This window comes from Herpetosiphon sp., from assembly GCF_003512625.1.
In the GTDB taxonomy this organism is placed as follows: Bacteria; Chloroflexota; Chloroflexia; order Chloroflexales; family Herpetosiphonaceae; genus Herpetosiphon; species Herpetosiphon aurantiacus.
This window is the reverse complement of record NZ_DOPT01000001.1, coordinates 86,632-111,058: the sequence shown is the minus strand read 5'-3', so window position 1 is coordinate 111,058 and position 24,427 is coordinate 86,632. Positions and strand designations below refer to the sequence as shown.

Here is a 24,427-nt window from a genome sequence, read left to right as displayed (position 1 = left end):
GCAGCGCCTAGGGGTTAGGCGTTGCGGCTTTTCTTCAATTCTTCGACGCGAGCTGAAAGTTGGGCAATTTTGTCGCTCAACTCGTCGATGTCGCGCTTTGAGGGAATATTCATGCGGTTGAGCACTTGTTCGAGCCGCGTTTCAACTCGTGATTCGGCTTCATCGGCCACGTGTTCAACTTCACGTTTGCGGCGTGAAAGCACATCATTCAACAAGGTCTTAGCTTCACGTTCGGCAACTTCACCACGATCAACCAAGCGACCAACGAATTGTTCCATTTCGTCGCGGGTCATGGCAACAGCGCCAACAGCGGCCAACATGAGCTTGCGCACACCATCGACAAATGGCACACCGCGATCGCTCGCTTCATCCTTGATTTCATTCAAGCTTACTTCGATTTCATCAGCCATTACAGATACTCCTTTGGATTGACCTATCGCTCACCAGTGGTTCCAGTATAGCACCGCGCCAAATTAGCCGCGAAGTGCTTCGAGTCGGCGTTCAACTTCGCGTTGGACAGTCACACGTTTGGCGTGGCTGGCTTCGAACAATTTGACGTGATGCAATTCGGCGATGCCCAAGCCTTCGAGCTTGGCAATGGCTTCTTCGGCGCGTAAGGCTTCGTAGCCAGCAAATGGTTCGCGAATTTCACCATCAACCGTCAGATGTTTGGCAATTGCTTGTTCGATTTCACGTTGAACGGTCACTCGTTTGGCATGGTTGCTTTCGTAGGCTTCCAAAGCAAACAGTTCATCGAGACTCAAAGTTGGCATCAAGACAATAATTTCTTCGGCGGTCAGGCTATCGTAGTTGGCAACTGGCGCAATGCTGCCATCGCTGCCAAGCTCGCGTAATTGAGCATTGAGTTGAGCAATGCGGGCATCGAGCACGCGCAAGGTCTTGCGTGAAGGAATATTCAAACCTTCCAAAACATCGCTAACCCCACGTTCAACCGTTTGGCTAGCATCTTGCACATCTTCATTCAAGCTTTTTTGTTCGCGGCGCAACCGTTCGTTCAAATCTTTCAAATCGCCACGAACCCCAGCGGCAACTTTTTCACCACGCTTGATCAATTTTTTGAAGGTTTTTTCACCGCTATCAATGGCCAAGCCAGCAACCCCTAAGCCTGCCAACCACGAGCGGCGAGCTACTTTTTGGGCACTTTTAACTTGCTTTTCAGTCGTATCAGCAATTTGGCGAATGATCGTCATAGATCGCTCCTTTTGGGTGATCCAACCACCAGTTGGCAGTTGTTCTATAGCACAGGTTGTTGTTTCGATGTCATGACGCGTTGCGTTATTGAAAATATAACACAGCGCGTCATGTATGTCAAGAGCTATGTAGATTGATCATGAAAATATGGAGCGAGCAAGTACGCCTAGGGATCTGGCTCAAACGAATTAATCTCTTTGCCATCAATCAAATCGCGAATATCGTCATGGCACTCAAAAAAATCATGCATCACCTGCATAAAGAATTTGACATCAAACGGAGCCGCTGGCGCAGGATATTCGCTTTTTAGTAAACGACGAGACAGGTAAAAATTAATCGCGATCAAAAACCGTCGGGTAATCAGATCTGGCTCAGCCAGAATCATTTCACGGGTGTAGCCATCATTAATCGTATTAGGCTTACGCAGCATCATTCCTCAATTCAACCTTCACAGGTTTTCTTCAATTGCTTGAATCAGCAAAAACGATTGGAGCAGCCGTTGCATCGCCAGTGGTAGGCTTTCCCCCAGCAAAGATAAACCCTTGGGATGATAATAGTTTGAGGTTGAGTTATGCATAATCTGCCCATTGGAAAGCACAAATAACGAACTCACACCTCGATTTGGACAGCTGAGCCTGCCAATTGGCGCAATTTGCAAATTACGGAGCTGAACATAGGCATGCGATCGCCAGAATGTCGCTTCGCTAAATGCTGGCGCAAGCTGTGGCAGCAATTGAATCTCAAGCGGGGAATCAGTCCAAACAAATAGCGCTTCCAAGCTCGCATCAAGCGTCCAAGGCTGCGCTATGTCTAGGCTATTCAGCCGAAATCCACCATAACGACTCAATATCTCTATCAGCTGGGGGAAAATAGGATATTGCTGCTGGCGTAGTTCATACAACCATGGTTCAGGGTCAATCGTAGTATCAGGCTGCCAGCCTGCTGTCATCAACAGGGAATGAATAATTGACTCAATCATAGTTGCTCCTTGGCTGCATAATCGAATAAAACTGCATACTCGGCCAAAGCATTCAAGCCCTCGCTTGGCGTGGTGCCCCAAATTTTAAAGACCGATTTAGTCACATCAGCCAAACCACCCCAACGCAAATTGTAGAACTGGCCTGTCATAACCCAACCATCAGCAGTCAAAAAGATGGTATTTTCCACATCATATGAGCCAATTGGGCAGAGCAAGCGCCCATAGTTGGCAATCAATGGATGGTTAAGCCAATATGGCGCAGCTTCATAATCGGCATGCTGAGAATATGCAGGAATGAAATTCTCAAACATCCGCCAAAGCCGATAGGGCGTGCCTTGATGCTCAAAAACTTGATTATCAAAAATGAAGCGATTATAACAACCAAGCGTTGTCAACTCACCAAATTGGCGCAAAAACGCTTCAGCCAGCGGAAATATCGGATAGGTCGCTTGTTTAATATGCTCAAGATGCGGTGTAGGATCAATATCACGATCCGGAGTCCAGCCAAGTTGGCGATAGACAGTTTCGGCAAGTTGCGAAAGCTGGAGATCAAGAGTTTCCATTAATCAGGCCTCCTCAATCTATTTTAAATAAAACATATGTGCTATTATAAATGTACTATTTGACCATCATGTCCAGGATAGTCCAAAGGAGCAGTTTGATTAAGTAATAGGAGATTTAGATGAATATTACCGCATTTCGCCACTTCTACGATTATCATTTTGCCCAAAATCGCCAGCTTTTAGATGATTATGTCGCGCAATTATCCGCTGCGCAATTTGTCCAAGCCGTCGATTATTCGCTTGGATCAGTGCGTAACCAACTGGTGCATCTGATGAGTGTTGATGAAACCTGGTTTAGTGGCCTGCGTGGCGGGGAATTTCCAGAGCCGCTCGATCCCAACAATTTCCCTGATCTGGCAACGCTACGGGCTTATTGGGCAAACGTCGAGGCAATGATGCGCGACTATTTGGCCAATTTGCAGGATGCCGATTTGCAAACCAAGCCGCTTGATGGCGAGGATGAAAATTTAATTGTTTGGCAGGTATTGCTGCAAGTGGTCAATCATGGCACCGACCATCGCGCTCAGATCTTGCGCTTGTGCCATGATTTTGGCCTAAAAACCAGCTCACAAGATTATATTTTTTATGTCTATGAGCATCCCGAAGCCTAAAAAAGCAGCGACCCACACTGATTTGAGTGGGTCGCCAACAGAATTAAGCTAATTGAGGAGTTGGGCGGCGGGGGCGATTATTGTAGTAGAGCACAAACCAGCAAACAAGCGTAAACATCGCCAAAGCTACAAAACCATAGCTAAACGAGCCAGTTTGTTGGCGAATGTAGCCCAGCAGCAAAGGCGGGAAGAAGCCGCCTAAACCACCAGCCGCACCCACCAAGCCGGTCACAATCCCCACCGATTGCGGGAAATATTCAGGCACTAATTTAAACACTGCCCCATTGCCTAAGCCAATTGCCGCCGCCATACCCAAGGCTCCAATCGTAAATGGCATAACATTGCTAAAAGCCATCAGGCCTGCCATACAGGTAGTGATGGGAAAAACCCATTTCAAAATTGTTGTGCCGCCGATTTTATCGGCCAACACGCCGCCAAATGGCCGCGCAGCGGTGGCAACCAGCACAAAGCCAGCAGTCCGCAAGCCAGCATCGGTTTTGCTGATACCAAATAAATCAGTCAGCAAGGTTGGCAGATACACCGCCATCGCCACAAAACCACCAAAGGTCAAAAAGTAGTAGAGACTCAAAATCCAGCTTTTAGGGCTGCTCATGGGCTATAAAATTTGGCTCAAGCTTTTGGCTGGCCCTTGGCGCGGCGCATTGCGGGCAAAGAGCATAAAGCAAATTAGCCAAACCACGGTCAAGGCTGAAAAAACCCAAAAGCCCCATTGATAGCCTAAATTGGCGGCTAGCACTGGTGCGCCAAACGCGGCCAACGATTGCCCAGCATTGCCAGCACCATACACGCCTAAGGCAAAGCCCTGTCGTTGCGGCGGATACCAGCCACTCACAAAGCCGACCCCAACCGAGAAACTAGCCAAGGCCAAGCCACAACCAAACGCCGCAATCAAGAGTTGGTTGTAGGTGTCGATCCAGCCCATGCCGAGTGATGGAATAATCGAGCCAGCCATCACCGCGCTAAACACCACCCGCCCACCATAGCGGTCTGTCAACATTCCCAAGGGAATTCGGCCCAAACTACCGAGCAGCACGGGCAAGGCTAGCGCAACGCTTACCTGCACCGGAGTAAGATTCAAATCAGTTTTAATGGTTGGCATCATGGCCGAAACCGAGCCGAAAATCGCAAAACAGACAGCAAATGCCCCGGTTGCGAGGATTAATTGGCCCAAATTGCCACGGGCTTGGCCGTCATTGGCCGTTGCTTGAGCAGTCATTGCAAGGCTCCTAAATCAGTTGGCAGTTCGATCAAGCTTGTAGAGAAATCTCAGCAAGCCAAGGTTGAGCAATAAACAGATGCAGCTAAAGATTAAGGCTGGCAGTGGCACACCGCTATCGCCACCAAGATACGAGTTCATGGTGGCGATCAACAACCAAAGCTGCACAATATCGATGATCAGCACAATACTTAAAATGCCATGGACGATGGTCATTTTTTGATGGCGTGGAAAGCGTTGTTTCATATGCTGCGTAACTCCACCGAGGTTGCAAACACCTCATCGCCTTGCACCTCAACATGAATGCGTGGCAATGGGTGTTGGGGCGGCCCCGCTAATGGTCGGCCTTCATCCAAGCTGAAGTAGCCTTGGTGGCATGGGCAAACGATTTTATTTTCGGCGACGTTGGGAATCACTGCACATGAAAGGTGGGTGCATTTTTGGCTATAGGCAACCAAGGTATTCTCATCAGGCCGCACCAAAATGCATGGCTCATGCTCGTTGGGGTAACGAAACAGCAGCATTCCACCAACTGGAATATCAGCTAAATTAGCGATTTTTTGGGCTGGCGGCGCGGCGGCTTGGTTGCGCTGCCAATTTTTAAACAAAATCCAAAATTGGCCCGCACTAAACGCCGAGCTAATCAACACCAAAAATTTGGCAAATTCACGGCGTGAAACATAGTTATCTCGAGCAACATCGATTGGGAAATCTTGCCGCCATTATGGTTGTTGGCACAATGGCAGGCCATCGGGGGCCAGCGAAAGTTCATCGTGATCGTGGGTCATAATTCAGCAAGTCCTTTCTGATAGAGCTTCAACGAGAACAAGCGACGGCGATAATCCTCATGCATCATCAAGAAAATATCTTGGCCGCTGGTGTGATCATGCATGGCCGAAAGCACGTCGATGTATTCTGGTTGGGCGGTTCGGGGCACCATCATATGGACTTTTGTGCTGATAACTTGCTGACCAAATTGAAATTGATTCACAGGCATCGAGCGGGGACGTTGGGCTTCAATTTGCTCACTCGTCCCGTAGTGTGAACTACCACGCCCACGAGGGGCGTGGCTTCTGCCTTCAACGACAGCTACCAGCGTTTCGCTGGGTTTACACCATCTCGAGCAGCGTTTTGGCTTTCCGTCGTCCCAACGGCAAGCAGGCGTAGCCCTTCATGCACGATGTTGATCGCGGCGTTGATATCGCGATCATGAGTCATGCCACAGGTGTGACATGTCCACACCCGATCCGCCAGCGTCAAGGAGGTTTTGGTTTGGCAGTAATGGCAGGTCTTTGATGAGGCGTAGAAACGTCCCACCTTAATCACCCGTCGTCCATACCATTCTGCTTTTTCCTGTAATCGTTGCATGAAGGTACTCAGGGCAGCATCACTGAATGATTTGGCCAGTTTGGTTCTCGCGAGACCTTTGACATTCAGATCTTCGATGCACACCATGTCGAATCGTTGAACAATCCCCAACGCATGCTTGTGAAGCCAATCGGCGCGTTGGTTACGGATTTTTTGATGGACGTTGGCAACGCGCTTGCGTGCTTTTAATCGGTTTTTACTGCCCTTTCGAGCGCGTGAGAGCTTGCGCTGAGCGCGGGCAAGTTTCTTCTGGCTGCGGCGGTAGAACTTCGGTGGTTCGGTTTTCTCGCCTGTTGACAGGGTGGTAAAGGATTCAAGCCCGACATCAATGCCCACAGACTGATTAGTCGGTAGTTCAACATCAGGGCGGTTAATATGGCAGACAAGCACCACCATGCGCCTGTTGGATCTTGCTTAATCGTTGCACCCTTCGCTATCCCCAGCAGTGGTCGATGAATCACCGCTCGCATCAGCCCGATTTTTGGTACGCTGATCGTGCGTTCATCGACGACTATCACACCCTGCGGGAAGCGTAGGCTATGCGGCGTGGTTTTACGTCTTTTGAAACGGGGGTATTTGGCAGGTTTGGCAAAAAAGTTGGCGAAGGCGGTTTCTAAATCCATCAGGCTTTGTTGCAACGGTTGAGAATGGCACTCGCGCAAAAAGGCCGTTTCGGGTTGGCGTTTCAGGTCAACCAGCATCGCCGCAAGCCGTTGATAGCTCAGCCGTTGACCCATTGCGTGGTCCTGGGTTTGCTTGCAGTGCAATGCCCAGTCGGGTACCCTCTGGGTGACAAAGCGGCGGCAACCCGCCCACTGTACCAAGGTTTCGACGTGGGTCGGTGTGGGTTGCAGACGGTATTTGTAACAACGGGTCAGGGTTCGCATGATCAGACTTCCTTGCGGCTTTCGCCTTCGCTGGAGGAGCTGGCATAGCCGATCAAGTCGCTGTTCAGATACAAGGAGAAGTCTGTGGCGATACGATCGTAGCGAATCGCTTTGGTGAAGTGTGTTGCCATGGTCTTAGGCTCTTGGCTTAGCTAGCGGGTTGTTAGCGCAATCCGTAGCATCAATTGATTACAATGTAAAGTGTATCATAAATATAGTTATCTTGTAAAGTATAGTTATGATACTAATTATAGATATATTAAATGCTATACTAGTCGTAGTTGATAGGCTGCGAGGTACCCCCACATGACCATTAAGAGTAGGCTTCGTGAGATTATTGCCGACCGGAATACAACCATCTATGCCGTTGCCCGTGATGCTGGACTGAATTATGCCACGGTGCATAGTCTTGCTGGGGATCGTTCCCGACGGGTGGATTTAGAAACGATTGAGAAGATTTGTGCCGTCCTCGGGATCACGATTGGTGAGTTATTTGTTCACGTGAACAATGAGGAACCAATCGCCCCTCCACTGCGCTAACAGCTCGGGGAATGGCGATACCCGACTAAGAAGTATCGCGTTCGATAGGATACACCGTCTCCCTCAATCGTCGAAATCGTATTCACTCTTTAACGTCTCTTCGTCAGAACTGGCACGCATGCATCCCGCGCCCACAAGGGGGCGGGATGTTCTGCGGTATTCACTATAAATTGCGGGTGTTGGTTAATAAGCGCTGAGGTTTAAAAAACATTTGCCAGCCGCGTTTCCAATACATGGCGGTTGGCGGGCGTTGCAGCCACATCGTATAGCGGTAGGTAATGCCGAAGGTGGCAAAAAGCGTAGCAAAGGTATAGGCGACGAGGGCTGCATCAAAACGCGCCAGATCACGCGAACCAACCGCAATCATGATCGCAAGACTAAAAGTGGTGATGCAACCCCAAATAATCGCTTTCCGAACGGGGCGAGGTTTGACCATCGGGTGCTCCTTGAACCTATAACGACACTGTTGTTTTCACTTGGCACATGGAGGGGAATAGCAAATAGGATATTCGCTAGCAACTCACAACAATGTAATCATCTAAATACCTGCGGTTGAAAACTCCTTACCCAGCAGTGATCAGGGTCAGATAGCTTTGTTGAATCTGGCCTAATGATTCAAATGGGTAGCCTTCGTCGCTCAGCGTTTCATGCAAAATCACCGGAATTCGGTCGGTAACGCCGATTAAATAGCTCACAGGCGGCAACTTTTTGAGCGTTGTAATCGTGCGCACCATCGGTTCGGGTGGCTTGAGGCCGCGATTATCCAAAACCACACATGGCTTGGCGGGGTTGGGCTGGTCGCTTGGCTGAGTTTCAGTAGTGGCAAATCGTCCGATCAACACCAACCAATCGTCGCTGGTATGTTGGTGCGCCCAAGCTTGGTAGCCGCGCCGAGCGAGCCACTGATACAACGGCACTGGCTCAAAGCTGCTGCGTAAAAGCAACAGTTGATCGTCGGCAAGCGCTAGCGTGGCGGGAGTAATCAGCGCCAAGGGATTTTGGGCGGTTGCTTGGGCTTCACGTACATCGAGTAAATAGCTGATCTGGCTGAATTGCAGCCAAGCTGGTGGAATCGCTGGATCAAGCTGTGGGCTAGAAGGCTCAATCGGCGGCGTAACCGCAACGGGTTTGCCATTGGCCTGATTCAGCGCTTGCACTAAACTGGCTGGCTCAATTTGAGCAATTTGGGCGGCCTGTTCAAGCGTAACCATGCGGGCAAATACCCGCCGCAACAGCGGATTGCGCAGCCGTTGAAAGGCCTGATGTTGAGCCACAAAAACCTCAAGCAAATTGGGATAACGCTTGAGAATGTCAGCGACCGTCATAGTAGCGGTAATCATGGATACCTCGTTGCGCTAATAGCTCACTATGCCGAGTCTAGCGCCAGCAGGTCGATTGAGCAGCGACTTTTCTCACAACCAAGCCATGTGAGAAAAGTCACGCCATTGCTAGCCACAATTTGCTAGGCTGAAGCATCGGTTAATTGCTTGCTGAAACGAGGATGCGATGCATGTGCCCAGCCAAACCTATAACCACGCCCGCAATGTGTTGACTCTGCTGCTAATTGCTCAAGGATTTTTGCTGGTTTGGGCCAGTTTGCAAAGGCTGATTGCGCCGCAGTTGATTGGCTTCCCCTATAGCCCCAACATCTTAAGTTTGACCCACTTGATCACACTTGGCTGGGCTAGCTTAATTTGTTTGGCGGCCTTATATCAACTCTTGCCAGTGCTGTTACAGCAACCCTTGGCTTGGCGCGGCATGGTCGATTGGAGCTTTGGCGCATTTGTGGTTGGCAGCGGCCTGTTTAGTTGGGCATTTAGTCAAGCGGCAGCTCATTGGCTAATTAGCGGGGCAGTTTTGCTGAGTCTTGGCTTGCTGGGCATTTTGGCGAGTTATGGCCGCACGTTATGGGTTGCGCAACAGTGGGATGTGACGACGATTGGAATCAGTTTAGCATTAACGACCTTAACAATTCAACTTCTCATCGGGATCGCCTTGGTCATCAATCGCTCAATGCTCGTTTGGCCGAGTTTGGTGGCCTATGGTCCGTTGGGTCATGCCACGTTGGGCGTTTTGGGTTGGTTTAGCACGCTCACCTTGGCGCTTAGTTATCGCTTGTTGCCAATGTTTACTTTAGCTCACGGCTACGTTTGCCGTTGGCGCTGGGTCGCGGTGCTTAGCATGAACTTTGCGGCCTATGCGACTGGTTTAGCCTTGTGGTATCAAGCTCCACAATGGATTATGTTGAGTTGTGTAAGTTTAATCGTGCTCAGTATCAGCGCATGGTTGGCTGATGTACAAACTATCCTCAAGCATCGGATTCGCCGCCACGTTGAAAGCCCGATTAAATTGTTTGTTGTAGCAGGAGCATGGCTGCTCATTTGTAGTGGCTGGGCGATTGCTGCTAGCCTAGGTTGGTTATCAAACAGTGGGGTTAAGCAATTTCAGGTGTTATTTATGGCAGCCATGCAAGGCTGGATTGGCCTGGCAATCATGACCATGTTGCACAAAATTATTCCATTTTTGATTTGGATTGCCCGTGCTAATAACTCCAAACAGCATGTTCCAAGCACTGCCCGTGAGCTATTTTGGCCGCAATTGAGCAGCATCTCGATTATAAGTTATGGCTTGGGCAGTGGCTTGGCGATTATTGCGGTGGTAATCAACAATGTTTGGCTTTTGCGCTTAGGCAGTGGGTTGATTGCTGCCAGCGCGATGGCCCTATTGCTCAACTGCTGGCATGGGCTACGCTTAGAGCAAAGCACAAAGCAGATCGGGATGAGGCTATAGGATAAAGGCTATAGGCTATCGCACAAAGAACCCATGCCCTCGCCCGCAGGCGAGGGCATATCAATCGACAGCGTATCACACCCCTCAAGGACAGTTCGCGAGTCGAATTCTATGGGTATGCTGCAATTAAATCGTAAATTGCTGACCATACAATCGAAAGAATTCAGGTGTTGGGTTGCTTGCGAATAAACCGCTAGCACTGGTGGCGTTCAATGCCAAAGCCACATACCCGCGATCAACAAAATGCTTGGAAGCTTCAGCTTGCGGCGTGGCTCCATTAGCACTGTACACCTGCAAAACGCCAGCAATTCCAGCGGTTGTACCAAGGCTGAGCAAGGCCGCATTATCATAGTTCAACACCAGAGTTGGTTTGAGCGGCACACTCGCACCCACATCGCTGGGCAAGGCGGCATTGCTGGCCAGGGCAAAAATATAGCCACGACTGAGAGCGCCACCAGTGGCATTAGGCAAATTACTGCACGAACCATACATCGTGGTGGTAATCACCCGTAGATGGTTAAGTTCACTGGCGCGGCTTTCGGCGGCTTGATTGAAAAAGACCATCAAGTTGCCTTCCGAGGAGCCAGCAGTTAACGGAATCGGCGCAGTTGGATTGTGGCTGGGTGGATTGCCGCCCTCGGAATAGGCTGCGACTGCCAGTTGAATCCCAGTTTGGCCTTCAAACACCAGCAGGGCAGTGCCATCAAGCGAGGGCAAATTGCTGACCACCCCATTGACATCAACCGCATAGGCATTTTGTTCGCCAGCAGCGGCAACATAAATCGCCGTTGGAGTTAGGCCCGATTCAGTTACAACTTTGACGCTATACGAGCCTTGAGTTACTGAGCCATAGGGCATCACCGCCACCAGCGGAAATTGGCTGGGCGTGCATTCAAGCCAGTTACATTCAGGTGGATTACCCTCAAGCTGCGCGACATAGACCGCCGTGGAACCATTCGCTTGATCGCCAATTACCACCACATAATCATCGGAATTTGCGCCCAGCAACTTGAAGCCCTGCGAATTCACCCGCGAATCAAGGCTACCCTGGGGAATAATCGTGCTAGGATCGTTCAGGCTGCCACGCAACACATACACCCAACCATGTTTGAGGCCAGCCAACGGGGTTTCAGCAATTGGTAAGTTGATCACTTCAGCAGTTGGATTGCTGCCAAAACTATGCTGAAACAAGGGCAATGGCAAGGGCAGACGTTCGGGGCCAACTCGTGGCTGATCAAATGGGGCAGTTGCCATGGCGCTATAGGGCAAACCAGCGCCAGTTTGGGCACGGAATGGCTGCCAAACATCATCGCCACCCTCGATCCGCATGACTTCGCTCGAACCAACCAAGTGGGCCATAATCGACTCAGCCGTTGGGTTGAATGAAGGCAGCGCCAAATCTGGGTGCTCAGCATTATTTGAATTGATATATTGATCGCGCAAACCAATGGCGTAGTGCATCCATTCGTGCACAATCACGCGATAGCCTTCTGGCTCGTGCCAAGGAATACTAAAGCTGCCTTGGCGCTCCCACATACCACGCCCCAGGCGAATCGGCATATGCTTGGCATCGGTGTAGAGGCCTTCGCGCCAACTGCGAGGGTGATAGCGGTTTGAGGCCAGAATTTGAATATCGGCAGCTCGCATATGCTGCACACCACCAAAAACCACCTGACCAAAAGCCATCGTGCCGTTGCTCACGTCGAACAAGAAATCTGAAGCTCGCCGAAAAGCCCATTGCAATTGATTGAGTTCGATAGCACTCGGCACCCATTCGATCGCCACCAACACATTAAATAAACAAACTTTGGTTGCAATCGTGCTTTGGGTGGTATTGTGAGTTGCTTGGACTTGGGCATAAGCTAGCGGCGCATTCGGCAAATCATCGGCATTGGCGCTCGTAGCTAATTGTTGTTGAAGATCATAAACACAAAAAGCCCAATTGAGGTCTTGCAGCCCGAGCAAATTGGCATTTGGCAACGACCAATTGGTCAGCAACGCTGTTTGGCTTGGCACGCGTTGAGTCAATTGCGGGTTGCTCAGTTGCATAATTGGTTGGTTGGTGTACCAATCGGTATTGCCGCTTGGGGCTGGGTTGGGCGTAGTGTTAAAAAGATTGTAGCGGTTGAAATAAACTTGGGCGTGTGGTGTGGACATGATCGCATTCCCCCAATGTCACAAAACAAGGGCTACTCTGGTAGCAAAGCCGATCAAAATCGAGTATAGTAGCACTAGAATGTTGCTTCAATTACGCGGATAGTTTGCCTGGCCTCTCACAAACCTAGGCATGCTGGATGGCGTTGCATACACCAAGGGTGATGGTATGGTTTTACTTGATGATGCCTTCGAATCAACGGTTACACCGGCACTTACGTCTTACATCTGGCTCCTGCGTTGGTGTGATTCGGCTCAGTTGGCTCACCTAACGCCTTATTCACCCGAACAGATCGAACGCTTTTGGCAAAGCGCCTTGGTCATTGAACACCCCCATCATGGTTGGTATCAACTACGCGAAGCACCTAGCTTAAATGAACGACCTTATCGTGAGCACGAAGTCTTTGCTGCCGCCTTTGAGTATAGCCAGCAACAACTCAATCGTCTAGAGGCTGAAGCTTGGCAATTTGAACTCCAACGCTGGCTCTACTACCTTGAGGAATATTTGGAAGTGCTTTCGGCTCGCCGCGATTGGCCAACCATCGCCGCAGTGCTCGAAAAAGCCACCAGCATTCCGCAAGTCAATCTGCGCCAACAGCAACTGCTGATGCTCTACAAGGCGATTATCACCATGCGGCTTGAACGTCAGTATGATACCGCCCAAAGCTTATTACAACAATTACGCGATGATATCCAGCTTGAAGCCGATTTAGTGCCGATGGTGATCAACAGTATGGGCACATTAGCATGGTTTCGCGGAGCCTACGATCAGGCGATTCAACATTATATTGAGCAACATCAACACGCTCAGCAGGTGCAAAATTGGCTCTATCAAGGCCACAGTTTGCTCAATCAGAGCATTTTATCCAACCAACTACAACGCCCAGAATACGCCTTGGAGCTAAGTTTACAAGCGCTCGAAGCCTTACAACGGGCGGGCAATCGCTATCGCGAGGCGCATGCGCTCTACGAAGTTGGCTCGAATTTGCTCTATTTGTGCCGTTGGGATGAGGCCGATAGCTATTTTTCACGCTCGGCGGCGCTCTACGAAACCCTCGATACGATCGGCGATTTGGCCAATTTGTATTGGCATATTGGCTTTTTGAAGCATTTAGCAGGCGATTTGCCGGCCAGCGAACAAGCCTATCAAATTAGTATTGAGGCGGCGCGGGCCAGCGTTGTGCCCAATGATGATAGTCTGCGCGATTCGTTGGCATTTTTGGGCTTGCTCTATTGCAGTATGCACGAGTATCAAACGGCCTTGGAAATTTATGCTCAAGCCGAAGCCTTAGCCCGCCAACACAACAATCGCCATGAATTAGCCCTGATTCTCAATCAGCGCGGCGATGCTGAACGGCGGAGCGGGGCAATTGATGCAGCCTACGCCGCCTTTGCCGAATCGATCGCAATTATTGAAGATTTACGCACCTCGTTCGGCGATGAAGATACCAAATTGGGCTTGATTAGTACAGCCCAACAGGTTTATGAGCATATGGTTGTGCTATGTATTGAGCGCGGCGATGCGGCTCAAGCAGTCAATTATATCGAGCGAGCACGTTCGCGAGCCTTCCTTGATGCGCTGCAAGCTGGCGATGAAAGTACCGCAATTGAGCTTTCGCAGCAATGTGCCGATTTGGCCGAAATTCAAGCCCAACTTGACCAACGCACAGCGGTGATCGAATACTTTACGGTTGGCGTATTAGGTCGATCATTGCGTTTCTTGGCAGCGTTGGCCGAACGCAAATCACCCATTTTACATCATTTCAGCCTTGATCCAGCCTTGTATAGTGTGGCAATTACGGCCAACAATGCCACGATTCATCAGCATAGCTTCAATCCATTGAATCTAACGCGCGGCCATGGCGGGCATCATCGCTTGCTACAACCTCGGATTTTGAAGGCCATTTCGCAAGCATTAATCGAGCCATACGAAGCCATGTTGGCGACAGTTGATTTGGTGTATGTTGTGCCGCATGGTCCGCTACACGATGTACCATTTATGGCCTTGCAAACTAGCGACGGCAATTGGTTGGTGCGCGAAGAAAACCCAGCGATTGCCTTGGCTCCTAGTGCCACTATTTTGGTGCGCTATGCCTTAGGTCGCGCCGCCAGCAGCCAAACTCAGCACTATTGTTTTGGCTACAACAGCGTCGGAGCCGAAGCCCTGACCTATGCTGAACACGAAGCCCAAGAAATTGCCAAATTAGTGGGTGGGCAAGCATGGACAGGCGCATTAGCCACCGATCAGTTTTTGCGCTATGCCCACGATGCGCGAATTATTCACATCGCCTCGCACTGTGTGTACGATGCTCAACAGCCATTAAATTCGCACTTGATTCTTGGCCACGAAACGCTAAGCGCCCAAACGATTATGGATCAGGTTGAAATTGACACAGATTTGGTAGTGTTAAGTGCTTGTGTCAGTGGACGCAGTTTTGTGGCGGTCAGCGACGATCAATATGGCCTACAACGGGCATTTTTATATGCCGGAACCCGTAGTTTACTCTGCTCGTTGTGGAACGCCTCGGATGTAGCGGCGTTGTTCGTGATGGATCGTTTTTACCGTGAATTGCAGGCCGGAGTACGCATTGCTATAGCACTCAAACATGCCGTCATCGCTGTACGTGACTTGACGCGGGCTGATATTATTAAACAGTTCCAGCTTTGGCAGCTACCAGCTAGCGCAATTCCGCTCGAACCAGACGGCCAGCACAGCGAAAGCCCTTTGGCAGACCCGCGCTTTTGGGCTGGCTTTATGGTGATTGGCAAAGCCTAAAGTGTAAGCGGCCATTGTTCGTTTGACCATTGTAAAATGTTTACGATGCTTCTCAAAGCATCCGCCTGAAAGCAAAGGTGCGCACCATGTTCGAGACCCAATTATCTGATAGCGAGCAGCTCTATACCGAACGTGCAACTCTTCTCATCAAAAAATATGGATGGACACTGCTCTCAATCGACGAGCTGGTACAACGAACTGTGCGCCGTCGCGCGACCGATTTTCAAGGAACCCTTGATCAAGCCTTGATCTGTACCTACATGGTGTCGTTATACGATGCCTGTTCTGGACGCGAAGGGCTAAGTCGGCGCGAGGATGGCTATACGGAGCTTTTCCGCATGGTCTATAGCTATGCCATGCTTAAACGTTTTGAACCAGCCGAGGAAATCGCCCAAGCTACGATCGAACGTGTCCTCAAACATTTTGACGATTGCCGCAAGCCTGGCGCATTTTGGGAGTTTGTGCGTTTACAAATGAACAATGCCTTGCGCAGCTTACGCCGTTGGACAAAATATCCCGCTGATTCATTAGATCAACCGAGTATGAATGATGAGGGTCAAAACCGTTACGATGTGTTGGAAGACACCCAAAGCATCGCTCCCGCAACGGTGGTGATTCAACATGAAACCAAGGAGCGAATCTCAGCCTGTTTAAATGCATATCTACGTGAACACCCACGTTCACACAATCAATTAGCCGCATTGTGGCTCAAATATATTACTGGCCTTGATGACAATGCGATTAGCCGGACGTTGGAAACTACCGTAAGCCATGTGCATACCCTGCGCAGCCGAGCAATCAAGCGGTTGCGTGACGATCCACGCTGGCAAGCTGTTGCCACTGATCTAGGGATTGCTTACGAATAACTATTTTGGTGAGGAACTACCATGAACACGCCACTTCCGACCGCATCTCACGAGATTATGCGTCAACGTCTTGTTGAGTATGCCCATGCTGTTGCGCTCGGTGCGCCACTTGATGCCGCGCTCCAAGTCGTCGCCGACCATGTTGAAACATGCGCAAGCTGTCGCGCCGAGTTGTTTGATGCCTTGGATGCGAGTTATGCGTTGTACAGCAATTCGCTCTCGCTGGTTGATAACATTCCTGCGCCGTCATTGAAGTTCTTGCGCCAGCATTCGTTGATAACTAGCGCTGCGCCCGAAACCGTGGGCTACCGTTTTATGATTGAGTTCTCCGACGAAATGCTCAAACATATGCAAATTCAATTGCAATATACGGGCCAAATGCGCGGTCAACGTTTGATCGGCACCTATCGCCAATCATCGGTGAGCATTCCCGATGTGACGATTGAAATGTATGAGAGTATGCAACCCAAACATGCGGTTTTGCACTGCTACATTCAAGTGCCCGAGCGCGATCCCTTTGATCAAGCTGGAACCCAAGTGATGGTGGTTTCGCCAACCTATGAAAATAACGGCACAACCGATGCCGATGGGTTTGTCTTGTTTGATCGAATCCCGATTGAAGAATTGGCTCGTTTGAAGATCAAAATTCTCAATTAGCACGCGTGGGTAGTACGGGTTGTGTTGTGTTCTACCCACGGCTACTAAGCGAGCAAAAGCTAAACCAAAGAGAGAATCATTGCTACGATTCCCCAACTTCTTGCGCTAATTGATCTAGGAATTGGTTGAGAATACCAGTTCGTTGTTCTGCTAATGCACGGCCTGTGGCTGTTTGCATTGTTTGTGGCAGTTTTAAGAGTTTGGTATAAAAATGGTCGATACTGTTAATTTGATCATCGGCTGGGCGGGTGCGCGGAATTGGCTGCTGCGGATCGTAGAGCCGTCGGCCAAGCTCAACACTGAGCATCAAACAACGGGCTAAGCCAATCGCGCCAAGCGAATCAAGCCGATCGGCATCTTGAACGATTTGCGCCTCTAAAGTTTCTGGCTGAATGTTGGCAGAGAAGCTGTGAGCAGCAATCGCATGGTTGATCGCTGGCAAATACTGTTCGGGATAGCCTTGGCTGGCCAGCCATTGGGTTGCGTGTTCGGCGGCCATGCGTGAGGCTTGGCTGCGTAACGGCGAGGCCTTAGAAACAACCACACAATCGTGTAACCAAGCAGCCGGAATAATGACCGCTAAATCGCCGCCCGCTTCAGCCTGAATTAATTGAGCATTGCGCACGACCCGCCGAATATGTTCAGGATCGTGCGAAACATCAGCCTGACCAAGCTCTTGCTCAATCCAGGTTGCAAACCGCGCTTGCCATTGGTTCAAATCCAACATTCTATTCGCCCCCAACCTTGCGATAAACCTCAAGCGTGGCTTTGGCCAAATTCTCCCACGAGAAGGCTTGGGCACGCAGCAAACCGCGTTCACGCAGATCGTCGCGCAAACTGGCATCGTTGGCAATCCGCACTAATTCTTGGGCCATCTGCTCAAGATTATCGGGGTCAACTTGAATCGCCGCATCGCCCACGACTTCGGGAATGCTGGTGGCATTGGTAGTCAGCACGGGTGTGCCCGAAGCCATCGCCTCAAGCGGCGGAATCCCAAAGCCTTCGTAGCGCGATGGATAGATAAAGGCTGTCGCGGCGTTATACCACAACGGTAATTCCTCGCCTGGCACATAGCCCAAGAAACTGACACTATCGTGCAATTGTAATTGCTCGTAAGTACTGAAAATTTCGTCAAAATTCCAGCCTTTGCCACCACCAATTAACAATGGCATGCCAATTTCGTGTTTAACTTTGGCATAAGCTCGCAGCAAATTGGGAATATTTTTGCGTGGCTCTAAGGTGCCAAGATACAGTAGAAATTGCTCAGGCAGTTGCTTTTGCTGCTTCCAAGCATGAATTTCAGCGGTCGAACGCGGGTGATACTGCGCTCCAGCCGCATTATAGGCAATGCTAATTTTAGCGGGATCAAGCCCAAGCCGATCGACCATCGCGGCCTTGGTATACTCAGAAACCGCAAATAGATGGGCAGCTTGACGCACACCTTGGCGAGTTGCTGCCGCCAAATAACGCCGATTGGCCTTGCGATGCGAACCAGTCACATCCATAAATGCCAAATCATGAATCGTGACGATGGTTGGTACTGGCGAAAGCAACGGCGAGATATTCAACAAGCCATGAAACAAATTGACTCGGCGTTTGGCTAATAACCAGGGTGCAATCAATTGCTCCCAAGGAATGCGATATTTGGGCTGAATTGTGGGCAAGCGCGATTCGACAATCTCCCAGTTGGCTGGCAAATTGAGGTGTTGGCGCACATTTGGCCCTACAAATAGGGTGTATTGGTTATCGTGGTCGAGCTTGGCTAAGTTTTCAATCAAAAAACGGGTGTGATTAGAAACCCCAGCCTGCCGAAAAGAGCTATCAAATGAGAGCAAATGACCATTAATTGTAAAATGCATAAACTCTATTTCTAAACCTGCAAACAAACGATTATCCAGCGAGTATAACATAACTCACTTTGGCCCTATTCTACGTCAATTGCTCTCATTTCCACGATTGTTAAAAACTCACATTTGGCTGATCCAATGAAATAGCCGCTCGCTAAATCGAATCAACGAGCGGCTATTGTCGATGAATGATCAACTAGCGCTGCCAGAAGGTTTCGATTAAAGCTTGTTCGGCCTCAGGATTCCAAACATTGCCCTCGCCAAGTTTGGCGGCAACTTCGGGGAAATTTTTGTGCAATTCATCAATTCCGGTCAGTGGCAAGCCACTGAGTTGCGGGAAGATCACGACTTTGCCAGCATAGGTTCCGGCCATCATGGCTTTGACCCCATCAAGCGCGGCTTCGATGCCACCAACCGCCGCAACCGAGCGATTAGGCGAGAGTTCACCAGCCACGGTTTTTTGAATCACGGTGGCTTGGTCGATAATTCGCGAACCAGATGTACCAGTGAATTGGGCATTAGCCAAGTAGACATTGCTCAAATTCAATGGAGCAAAGGTACCATTGGGCACGCCTGCAAACAACACCAGCATGCCGTTGGGAGCCATCAAAGTAGCGGCATCGCCCATCAAAGGGCCGCTAGGCACGCTCACAATTACATCATCAGCACCAAGATCGTCGGTTTCGAGCATGACCGTGGCATGCAACGAGTTTTCAACAGTTGGGTTGATCAACAGCAAGCGTTTGCCGCGTGATTCGGCCAAACCACGGAATAAACGATCTAAGGCACGTAAGCGATCATCGTTCACGTCGGTAGCGATAATTGTGCGTGGGCCATTCGGCAATTCAATCGCCCGTTGAACGTGCATTTGCCCCATCGGACCACCAGCACCCACAAACACAGCTACGCCATTTGGCTGCAAATCGCAGCGATTGCGAGCTTCACCATAGGCTGCGCTAATATCTGAGTTGTTTGTGCCAACGTAAGCAATATAATCGTAGTGAATTCGGCCAACATCAATTTCAGGCAAGCCATCAAGCGCAGTTTGGCCAACCAAATTGAATGTGCCACGGCGGGCCACCAAACCCGCAGCAGCACTAACTTGGCTCGCCGAGCGTGGATCAAGCATAACCACGTCATCAAAACCTTGGTTGCTGGTCAGATCGTTGCGTAACTCAAGATAATCGTCAACGCTCAAACCATCGCGCACAATAATTTGGGCTTTGCTGGTTTGCTGCAATTGTTGCTGCAACTGTTGCGGTACATCGGTCAAAATAATGCGGGCTGGAGCATCGAAGCCGCTGCTGAAGCTGTAGCTGCGTTGATCGCCAGTTTGCCCGATAATCCATAATGTGCCACCCTCTTTGGGGTTGAGCCGCCGACGCTGAGTATACGCACCCTCAACACAAGCCCATGGCTCGGTCAAAGCGGTTTCAGCATAGCCCATGCCTTCGCCAACTGGCAAAACATAGGCTCCATCATCGGCATTCAGCACTTCAGCGCCAATCAAGTGAAACTGAGTCAAGCCACCAGGAATGGTATAGCCATAGGCGGTGCTCATGCCATCTTGATAAATATCGGGCTGAATCGCCAAACGCTGGCCTGGTTGATACTGGTTTTGTAAATGAGCGCCAACTTTGAGCACGGTCAAAGCCGCTTCATGGCCCAACCGCGTTGGCTCAGTCGCCAAATCGCGGTTATACAGTTTGGGATGGCGACCGCCTTGCTGAATCAGTTTTACATCGGAGAAACACATGCCCACCGCATCGACCCGCACCAACAGTTGATCGGCGGCAGGCTCAGTGACAGCAAAGGTTTCTGGTTGGGCATTGCGCCCGATATGTTCGACCCCAGCCCCATACATATTCCAAGCAACCGTGGTTGCGGCAATTGGGGCATCAGGGGATCGATAGTCGTCAAACGTTGTCATTAGTCGAACGCTCCTTGGCGTACTTCGGCGGCAGTGGCACAGACCAACGCCCGCCGAGCAGATGTTTGGCACTGAGCAAAGTTCAATGCCCGGATTTGGGCTTTAACAGTTGGAATGGCGGGCACGCTGACGCTGAGTTCATCAACCCCAAGGCCCACCAAAATTGGCACAGCTTGCGGATCAGCGCCCAACTCGCCGCAAACTCCGACCCATTTGCCAGCAGCATGGGCCGCCTCAACCGTTCGAGCAATCAGGCGCAACACCGCTGGATGCAAACCATCGGCTTGAGCCGCCAGCGTCGGGTGCGTCCGATCCATAGCTAAGGTGTATTGGGTCAGGTCGTTGGTGCCAATTGAGAAGAAATCAACTTCAGCCGCCAAAATATCGGTCATCAAAGCGGCTGAAGGCACTTCGATCATAATCCCGATTTCGATTGGAGCTACTTGCAATTCGTTGCGAATCCGCTCGATTTCGGCTTTGGCAGCGCGTAACTCACCAGCATCGGCAATCATTGGGAACATAATTCGCAAGCGGCCAAAGCTGGCAGCACGTAAAATTGCCCGTAATTGGGTTTGTAGCAATTCAGGGTGTGCTAGGCACAAGCGAATGCCACGTTCGCCCAAAAATGGGTTTTCTTCAGCAGGCAAGGCCAGATAGGGCAGTGGCTTGTCGCCGCCAATATCCAAGGTGCGCACAATCACTGGGGCATCGCCCATGGCTTGGGCAATTTCGCGGTAGGTTGCAAACTGCTCATCTTCGGTTGGGGCTTGGGTGCGCTCCAAGAACAAAAATTCGGTGCGCAACAAACCCACCCCATCAGCACCTAAAGTTGTGGCTTGCTGAGCTTCGCTCAGGCCACCAATGTTAGCAACCACTTCGATATGCTGACCATCAACGGTTGTGGCTGGCTCGTTAGCGCTGCGCATAGCCCATGCTTGATGCTCACGCTCGCGCTGCTGGGCAGTTTTGGCCGCCACAATGGCTTCAGGCGCTGGGCAGATCAACAAGGTGCCAGCCGTACCATCGAGAATTACTTCGGTTCCGGTGGCAAGTTCAAGGACGCTTGGGCCAGCACTAATCACCGCTGGTAAACCCAAGGCACGAGCCAAAATCGCGGTGTGGGCATTTGGGCCACCTACCGCTGTGCAAAAACCCAGCACTTTGGCTGGATCAAAAGCAGCGGTTTCTGAAGGTGTCAGATCATAGGCCACGACAATCATCGGCTGATTGGCCTTTGCCCAGTGGGCATCAAGCGTCGAAGCTTCGGCTCCCACCAAAAGGCGCAGCACCCGATCGCCTACATCACGAATATCGCTAGAACGCTCGGCAAGTAGGGCATCGTTGAGTTGAGCAATCGCGTTAGCCTGTTGATTGATCACCTGTTGCCAAGCGACTTCGGCCCCTTGCCCAGCACCAATTGAGCCATGCACAGCCTCAAGCAAGGCAGGATCGGCCAAAATATCGCGGTGAACATCAAAAATGGCGGCTTCGCTGGCATCAGCCCGTAACAATACCTGTTCGCGCAGCGCCACCAATTGCTGTTGGGCGGTGGTCAAGGCCGCTTGCAAACGCTGGAGTTCGTTATCCACCCCACTAAATCGGTGGCTAATTTCGATTCGCGCACGTTCGTAGCGCAAAATTGTGCCAACCGCAATGCCAGGTGCGCCAGCAATCCCTTGGATGATCGCGCCAGCTTTGAGTGGCTCAGCGCGAGTTGGGGCTGGCGCAGGCGGCGGTTCGGCCACAGCAACGGTGGTTTCAAGCTTGGCATGGCCATTGAGATTGGCATGGCCATTGCGAGCCGCAACCAAAGCATCATTAACGCTATTGGCGGCTGGTGTGCCATGACCTTCGCCCAAACCTTCGTGCACCGCAGTTGTAATCGCCTCGGCAGCGGCGGCTTCATCTTCGCCGTTAATCTCGATTTGGATCGCCTGACCACAGACTACGCCGAGGGTCAACAGCGCGATCATGCTTTTGGCATTGACCCGCTTGCCGCCAGCACGAATCGAAATCGTCGATTTGAATTGTTTTGCAAGGTCAACTAAGACTCGGGCAGGCCGCGCATGCAGGCCTGCCGAGTTATGAATGACCAAATCAAGCTCCTGCATGATGCCTTTCCTCGTCGTAGGCTTCTTCCTCACGCGCTCGCCCTAATTGCTCAAGAATCTGCGATGGATCGCTAGTTTGAGCCAATTGCTGCACAATCGCCTCATCCTCGATCACTTCGGCCAAATTTGCTAACACACCCACATGCTCATCGGCGTTGGCAGCAATCCCAATCACCAAATAGGCCAATTCGCCTGGCTCCCACTCAACGCCAGCGGGAAACTGCACCACAGCAATGCCAGTGCGAATCACATCGGCCATATTTTCGTGCTGACCATGGGGAATTGCGACCCCATTGCCCAGATAGGTTGAGATAACTTGTTCGCGTTTCAACATACCATCGACATAGTTGGCAGCGACACAACCACTGGCAACTAACAACGCTCCGGCCTGCTGAATCGCCTCTTGTTTGCTAGCAGCGCTAGCTCCTAGCCGAATCGTTTCGCTCGATAAGATTGCCATTTTAGGCCTCCACAAGATCAGTGCCATCCTGCAAGCTTTGAACCACTTGATCAAACACAGGATCATTGAGGAATTGGGTAAAGGCAATCACGACGGCATTAGGCGCTTGCTTCCGCGCAAAATCGGCTAAGCCTTTGTGCACCAACACCAGCTTGGCATCGGTTGGCAACGAGCGCACCGATTTATGCACCACCGTGATGCTCAAATTGGCTTGTTTGAGTTTCTTTTTGAGTGCCGTAACACCCATAAAACTTGAGCCAATGCCTGCTTCACAGGCAAACACAATCGTTGTAACATCGGCAGCGGCAATTGATTGAGCCATGACATACCTCCTTCAGTTGAGATTCAAGCGCAATTAGTGGGCGGTTGCAGCGGTGCCAGTCATTTCTGAACTGGTTTGCTCATCTGCCACAGTTTCTTCGCCCGGGAAGAGTTTGAGCAACATCGAGCCAGCCACAAACGAGCCAACAATCCCGACGAAAACCCCACCTAAGACCGCAAAGTGACCGCCACGTGGAATAACCGCCAAGTAGGCAAAGATCGAGCCAGGTGATGGCGTAGCAACCAAACCTGCATCAAAAATCACAAACCACAGGTCGGCTAAGATCCCGCCAGCCCACATTGCCACAATCATCACAGGACGAGCCAAAATGTAGGGGAAATAGATTTCGTGAATCCCACCGAGGAAGTGAATTACTGCAGCACCTGGTGCTGATTCTTTGAGGTTGCCTTTGCCAGCAAACCAGAAGGCCAAGAGCAAGCCTAAGCCAGGGCCGGGGTTACTTTCGAGCAAAAAGTGAATCGCTTTACCATTTTCGCCAACTTCAGCCACGCCTAAGGGGCCAAGAATCCCGTGATTGATGGCGTTATTGAGGAAGAGTACTTTGGCTGGTTCAATAATAATATCGGCCACAGGCAACAAGCGTGAGTCGATCAGGAATTGAACGCCAGAGCCTAAGCCCTCACTTAACACTTGGACAACAGGGCCAATCGCCGCATTCGCCAATAGCACCAAGCCCATCACAAGGAAGCCTGCCGAGAAGTTATTGACCAACATTTCAAAGCCAGTTGGCACGCGATCTTCGAGGAATTCGTCAATTTTCTTCATCAGGTAGCCGCCAAGTGGCCCCATGACCATGGCCCCGATAAACATTGGAATATCGGCTCCGACGATTACACCCATGGTTGCGGCGGCCCCAACCACCCCGCCACGGGTATCGTGAATCATCTTACCGCCAGTATAACCAATCAAGGTGGGCAAAAGGTAAGTAATCATTGGGCCAACGAGCTTGGCAAAAGTTTCGTTCGGAATCCAACCAGTTGGGATGAACAGAGCGGTGATTAAGCCCCAAGCGATGAACGCACCGATATTGGGAACAACCATTGCAGCCAAGAAGCTGCCGAAGCGCTGAATATGCTGTCGCATGATGGGCGTTTCT

25 protein-coding genes and 2 pseudogenes are annotated in these 24,427 nt (G+C 50.7%); 6 read left to right on the top strand and 21 right to left on the bottom strand.

Features of this window, described 5'->3' with window-relative positions:
• Positions 1-14 precede the first annotated feature (14 nt).
• From DEF47_RS00510 to DEF47_RS00490, 5 genes are all read right to left on the bottom strand, one after another.
• Complete coding sequence (locus DEF47_RS00510) at positions 15-410, bottom strand: phasin family protein (RefSeq protein WP_012189099.1); 396 nt, start codon at positions 408-410, stop codon at positions 15-17.
• A 63-nt stretch (positions 411-473) separates the two neighbouring features.
• Positions 474-1,211: a phasin family protein gene (locus tag DEF47_RS00505; RefSeq protein ID WP_012189098.1), complete on the bottom strand. Its 738-nt coding sequence runs from the start codon at positions 1,209-1,211 to the stop codon at positions 474-476.
• A gap of 167 nt (positions 1,212-1,378) precedes the next feature.
• The gene (locus DEF47_RS00500; protein ID WP_287044905.1) at positions 1,379-1,645 is read right to left on the bottom strand and encodes a hypothetical protein; all 267 of its coding nucleotides are present in this window, start codon (positions 1,643-1,645) and stop codon (positions 1,379-1,381) included.
• Positions 1,646-1,660: 15 nt separating this feature from the next.
• Positions 1,661-2,191 carry an SUKH-3 domain-containing protein gene (locus DEF47_RS00495; RefSeq protein ID WP_012189096.1) on the bottom strand — a complete coding sequence of 177 codons (531 nt, stop codon included), beginning with the start codon at positions 2,189-2,191 and terminating at the stop codon, positions 1,661-1,663.
• Positions 2,188-2,754 (bottom strand): SUKH-3 domain-containing protein, encoded by a 567-nt coding sequence (locus DEF47_RS00490; RefSeq protein ID WP_012189095.1) that lies wholly within the window; start codon positions 2,752-2,754, stop codon positions 2,188-2,190. The genes DEF47_RS00495 and DEF47_RS00490 overlap by 4 nt, the downstream gene beginning before the upstream one ends.
• Positions 2,755-2,873: 119 nt before the next feature.
• Between DEF47_RS00490 and DEF47_RS00485 the strand changes: the two genes are divergently transcribed.
• Positions 2,874-3,365: a DinB family protein gene (locus DEF47_RS00485; RefSeq protein WP_012189094.1), complete on the top strand. Its 492-nt coding sequence runs from the start codon at positions 2,874-2,876 to the stop codon at positions 3,363-3,365.
• A 43-nt stretch (positions 3,366-3,408) separates the two neighbouring features.
• On the opposite strand, the gene DEF47_RS00480 is transcribed toward DEF47_RS00485, so the two are convergent.
• From DEF47_RS00480 to DEF47_RS00450, 7 genes and pseudogenes are all read right to left on the bottom strand, one after another.
• Positions 3,409-3,978, bottom strand: coding sequence for an MFS transporter (locus DEF47_RS00480; protein ID WP_012189093.1), 570 nt, complete (start codon positions 3,976-3,978; stop codon positions 3,409-3,411).
• A 3-nt stretch (positions 3,979-3,981) separates the two neighbouring features.
• A complete protein-coding gene (locus DEF47_RS00475) occupies positions 3,982-4,602 on the bottom strand; it encodes an MFS transporter (protein WP_012189092.1) in 621 nt (206 codons plus the stop codon).
• Between the two features lie 15 nt (positions 4,603-4,617).
• Positions 4,618-4,848, bottom strand: coding sequence for a DUF6755 family protein (locus DEF47_RS00470; protein WP_012189091.1), 231 nt, complete (start codon positions 4,846-4,848; stop codon positions 4,618-4,620).
• Positions 4,845-5,210 (bottom strand): QcrA and Rieske domain-containing protein, encoded by a 366-nt coding sequence (locus tag DEF47_RS00465; RefSeq protein ID WP_287044904.1) that lies wholly within the window; start codon positions 5,208-5,210, stop codon positions 4,845-4,847. The genes DEF47_RS00470 and DEF47_RS00465 overlap by 4 nt, the downstream gene beginning before the upstream one ends.
• A 176-nt stretch (positions 5,211-5,386) precedes the next feature.
• Positions 5,387-5,599, bottom strand: a complete 213-nt coding sequence (locus tag DEF47_RS00460) for a hypothetical protein (protein WP_041304285.1) — start codon at positions 5,597-5,599, stop codon at positions 5,387-5,389.
• A 92-nt stretch (positions 5,600-5,691) separates the two neighbouring features.
• Positions 5,692-6,366, bottom strand: coding sequence for an RNA-guided endonuclease InsQ/TnpB family protein (locus DEF47_RS00455; protein ID WP_287044903.1), 675 nt, complete (start codon positions 6,364-6,366; stop codon positions 5,692-5,694).
• A gap of 437 nt (positions 6,367-6,803) precedes the next feature.
• Positions 6,804-6,857, bottom strand: a pseudogene (locus DEF47_RS00450) (hypothetical protein); the annotation flags it as partial.
• A 306-nt stretch (positions 6,858-7,163) separates the two neighbouring features.
• On the opposite strand from DEF47_RS00450, the gene DEF47_RS00445 reads away from it, so the two are divergent.
• Positions 7,164-7,397: a helix-turn-helix domain-containing protein gene (locus tag DEF47_RS00445; protein ID WP_287044902.1), complete on the top strand. Its 234-nt coding sequence runs from the start codon at positions 7,164-7,166 to the stop codon at positions 7,395-7,397.
• A gap of 163 nt (positions 7,398-7,560) precedes the next feature.
• Here the strand turns inward: DEF47_RS00445 and DEF47_RS00440 are convergent, their stop codons facing one another.
• Both DEF47_RS00440 and DEF47_RS00435 read right to left on the bottom strand, forming a co-directional pair.
• Positions 7,561-7,833, bottom strand: coding sequence for a hypothetical protein (locus DEF47_RS00440; RefSeq protein ID WP_012189088.1), 273 nt, complete (start codon positions 7,831-7,833; stop codon positions 7,561-7,563).
• A gap of 127 nt (positions 7,834-7,960) precedes the next feature.
• Positions 7,961-8,737, bottom strand: a complete 777-nt coding sequence (locus tag DEF47_RS00435) for a DUF2249 domain-containing protein (RefSeq protein WP_012189087.1) — start codon at positions 8,735-8,737, stop codon at positions 7,961-7,963.
• 166 nt (positions 8,738-8,903) lie between these two features.
• Here DEF47_RS00435 and DEF47_RS00430 point away from each other — a divergent pair, with 166 nt between their 5' ends.
• Entirely contained in the window at positions 8,904-10,187 is a 1,284-nt protein-coding gene (locus tag DEF47_RS00430; RefSeq protein WP_012189086.1) for a hypothetical protein, read from the top strand.
• A gap of 126 nt (positions 10,188-10,313) precedes the next feature.
• Here the strand turns inward: DEF47_RS00430 and DEF47_RS00425 are convergent, their stop codons facing one another.
• Positions 10,314-12,344, bottom strand: coding sequence for a hypothetical protein (locus DEF47_RS00425; RefSeq protein ID WP_012189085.1), 2,031 nt, complete (start codon positions 12,342-12,344; stop codon positions 10,314-10,316).
• Positions 12,345-12,510: 166 nt separating this feature from the next.
• Here DEF47_RS00425 and DEF47_RS00420 point away from each other — a divergent pair, with 166 nt between their 5' ends.
• From DEF47_RS00420 to DEF47_RS00410, 3 genes are all read left to right on the top strand, one after another.
• On the top strand, positions 12,511-15,117 hold the full coding sequence (locus DEF47_RS00420) for a CHAT domain-containing protein (RefSeq protein WP_012189084.1): 2,607 nt from the start codon (positions 12,511-12,513) through the stop codon (positions 15,115-15,117).
• Between the two features lie 86 nt (positions 15,118-15,203).
• Positions 15,204-15,983, top strand: coding sequence for an RNA polymerase sigma factor (locus tag DEF47_RS00415; RefSeq protein WP_012189083.1), 780 nt, complete (start codon positions 15,204-15,206; stop codon positions 15,981-15,983).
• Between the two features lie 57 nt (positions 15,984-16,040).
• Entirely contained in the window at positions 16,041-16,640 is a 600-nt protein-coding gene (locus tag DEF47_RS00410; RefSeq protein WP_287044901.1) for a hypothetical protein, read from the top strand.
• Positions 16,641-16,722: 82 nt separating this feature from the next.
• Here the strand turns inward: DEF47_RS00410 and DEF47_RS00405 are convergent, their stop codons facing one another.
• From DEF47_RS00405 to DEF47_RS00375, 6 genes and pseudogenes are all read right to left on the bottom strand, one after another.
• A complete protein-coding gene (locus DEF47_RS00405; protein WP_012189081.1) occupies positions 16,723-17,367 on the bottom strand; it encodes an HD domain-containing protein in 645 nt (214 codons plus the stop codon).
• A gap of 1 nt (position 17,368) precedes the next feature.
• Complete coding sequence (locus DEF47_RS00400; RefSeq protein ID WP_041305758.1) at positions 17,369-18,499, bottom strand: glycosyltransferase family 4 protein; 1,131 nt, start codon at positions 18,497-18,499, stop codon at positions 17,369-17,371.
• A gap of 184 nt (positions 18,500-18,683) precedes the next feature.
• Complete coding sequence (locus DEF47_RS00395; protein WP_012189079.1) at positions 18,684-20,417, bottom strand: zinc-binding dehydrogenase; 1,734 nt, start codon at positions 20,415-20,417, stop codon at positions 18,684-18,686.
• The gene (gene ptsP / locus DEF47_RS00390; RefSeq protein WP_012189078.1) at positions 20,417-22,528 is read right to left on the bottom strand and encodes a phosphoenolpyruvate--protein phosphotransferase; all 2,112 of its coding nucleotides are present in this window, start codon (positions 22,526-22,528) and stop codon (positions 20,417-20,419) included. Before ptsP ends, DEF47_RS00395 begins: the two co-directional genes overlap by 1 nt.
• Positions 22,515-22,988: a PTS mannitol transporter subunit IIA gene (locus tag DEF47_RS00385; RefSeq protein ID WP_012189077.1), complete on the bottom strand. Its 474-nt coding sequence runs from the start codon at positions 22,986-22,988 to the stop codon at positions 22,515-22,517. Before DEF47_RS00385 ends, ptsP begins: the two co-directional genes overlap by 14 nt.
• A gap of 1 nt (position 22,989) precedes the next feature.
• Positions 22,990-24,414 (bottom strand): annotated as a pseudogene (locus tag DEF47_RS00375) (PTS mannitol transporter subunit IIBC).
• Positions 24,415-24,427 lie beyond the last annotated feature (13 nt).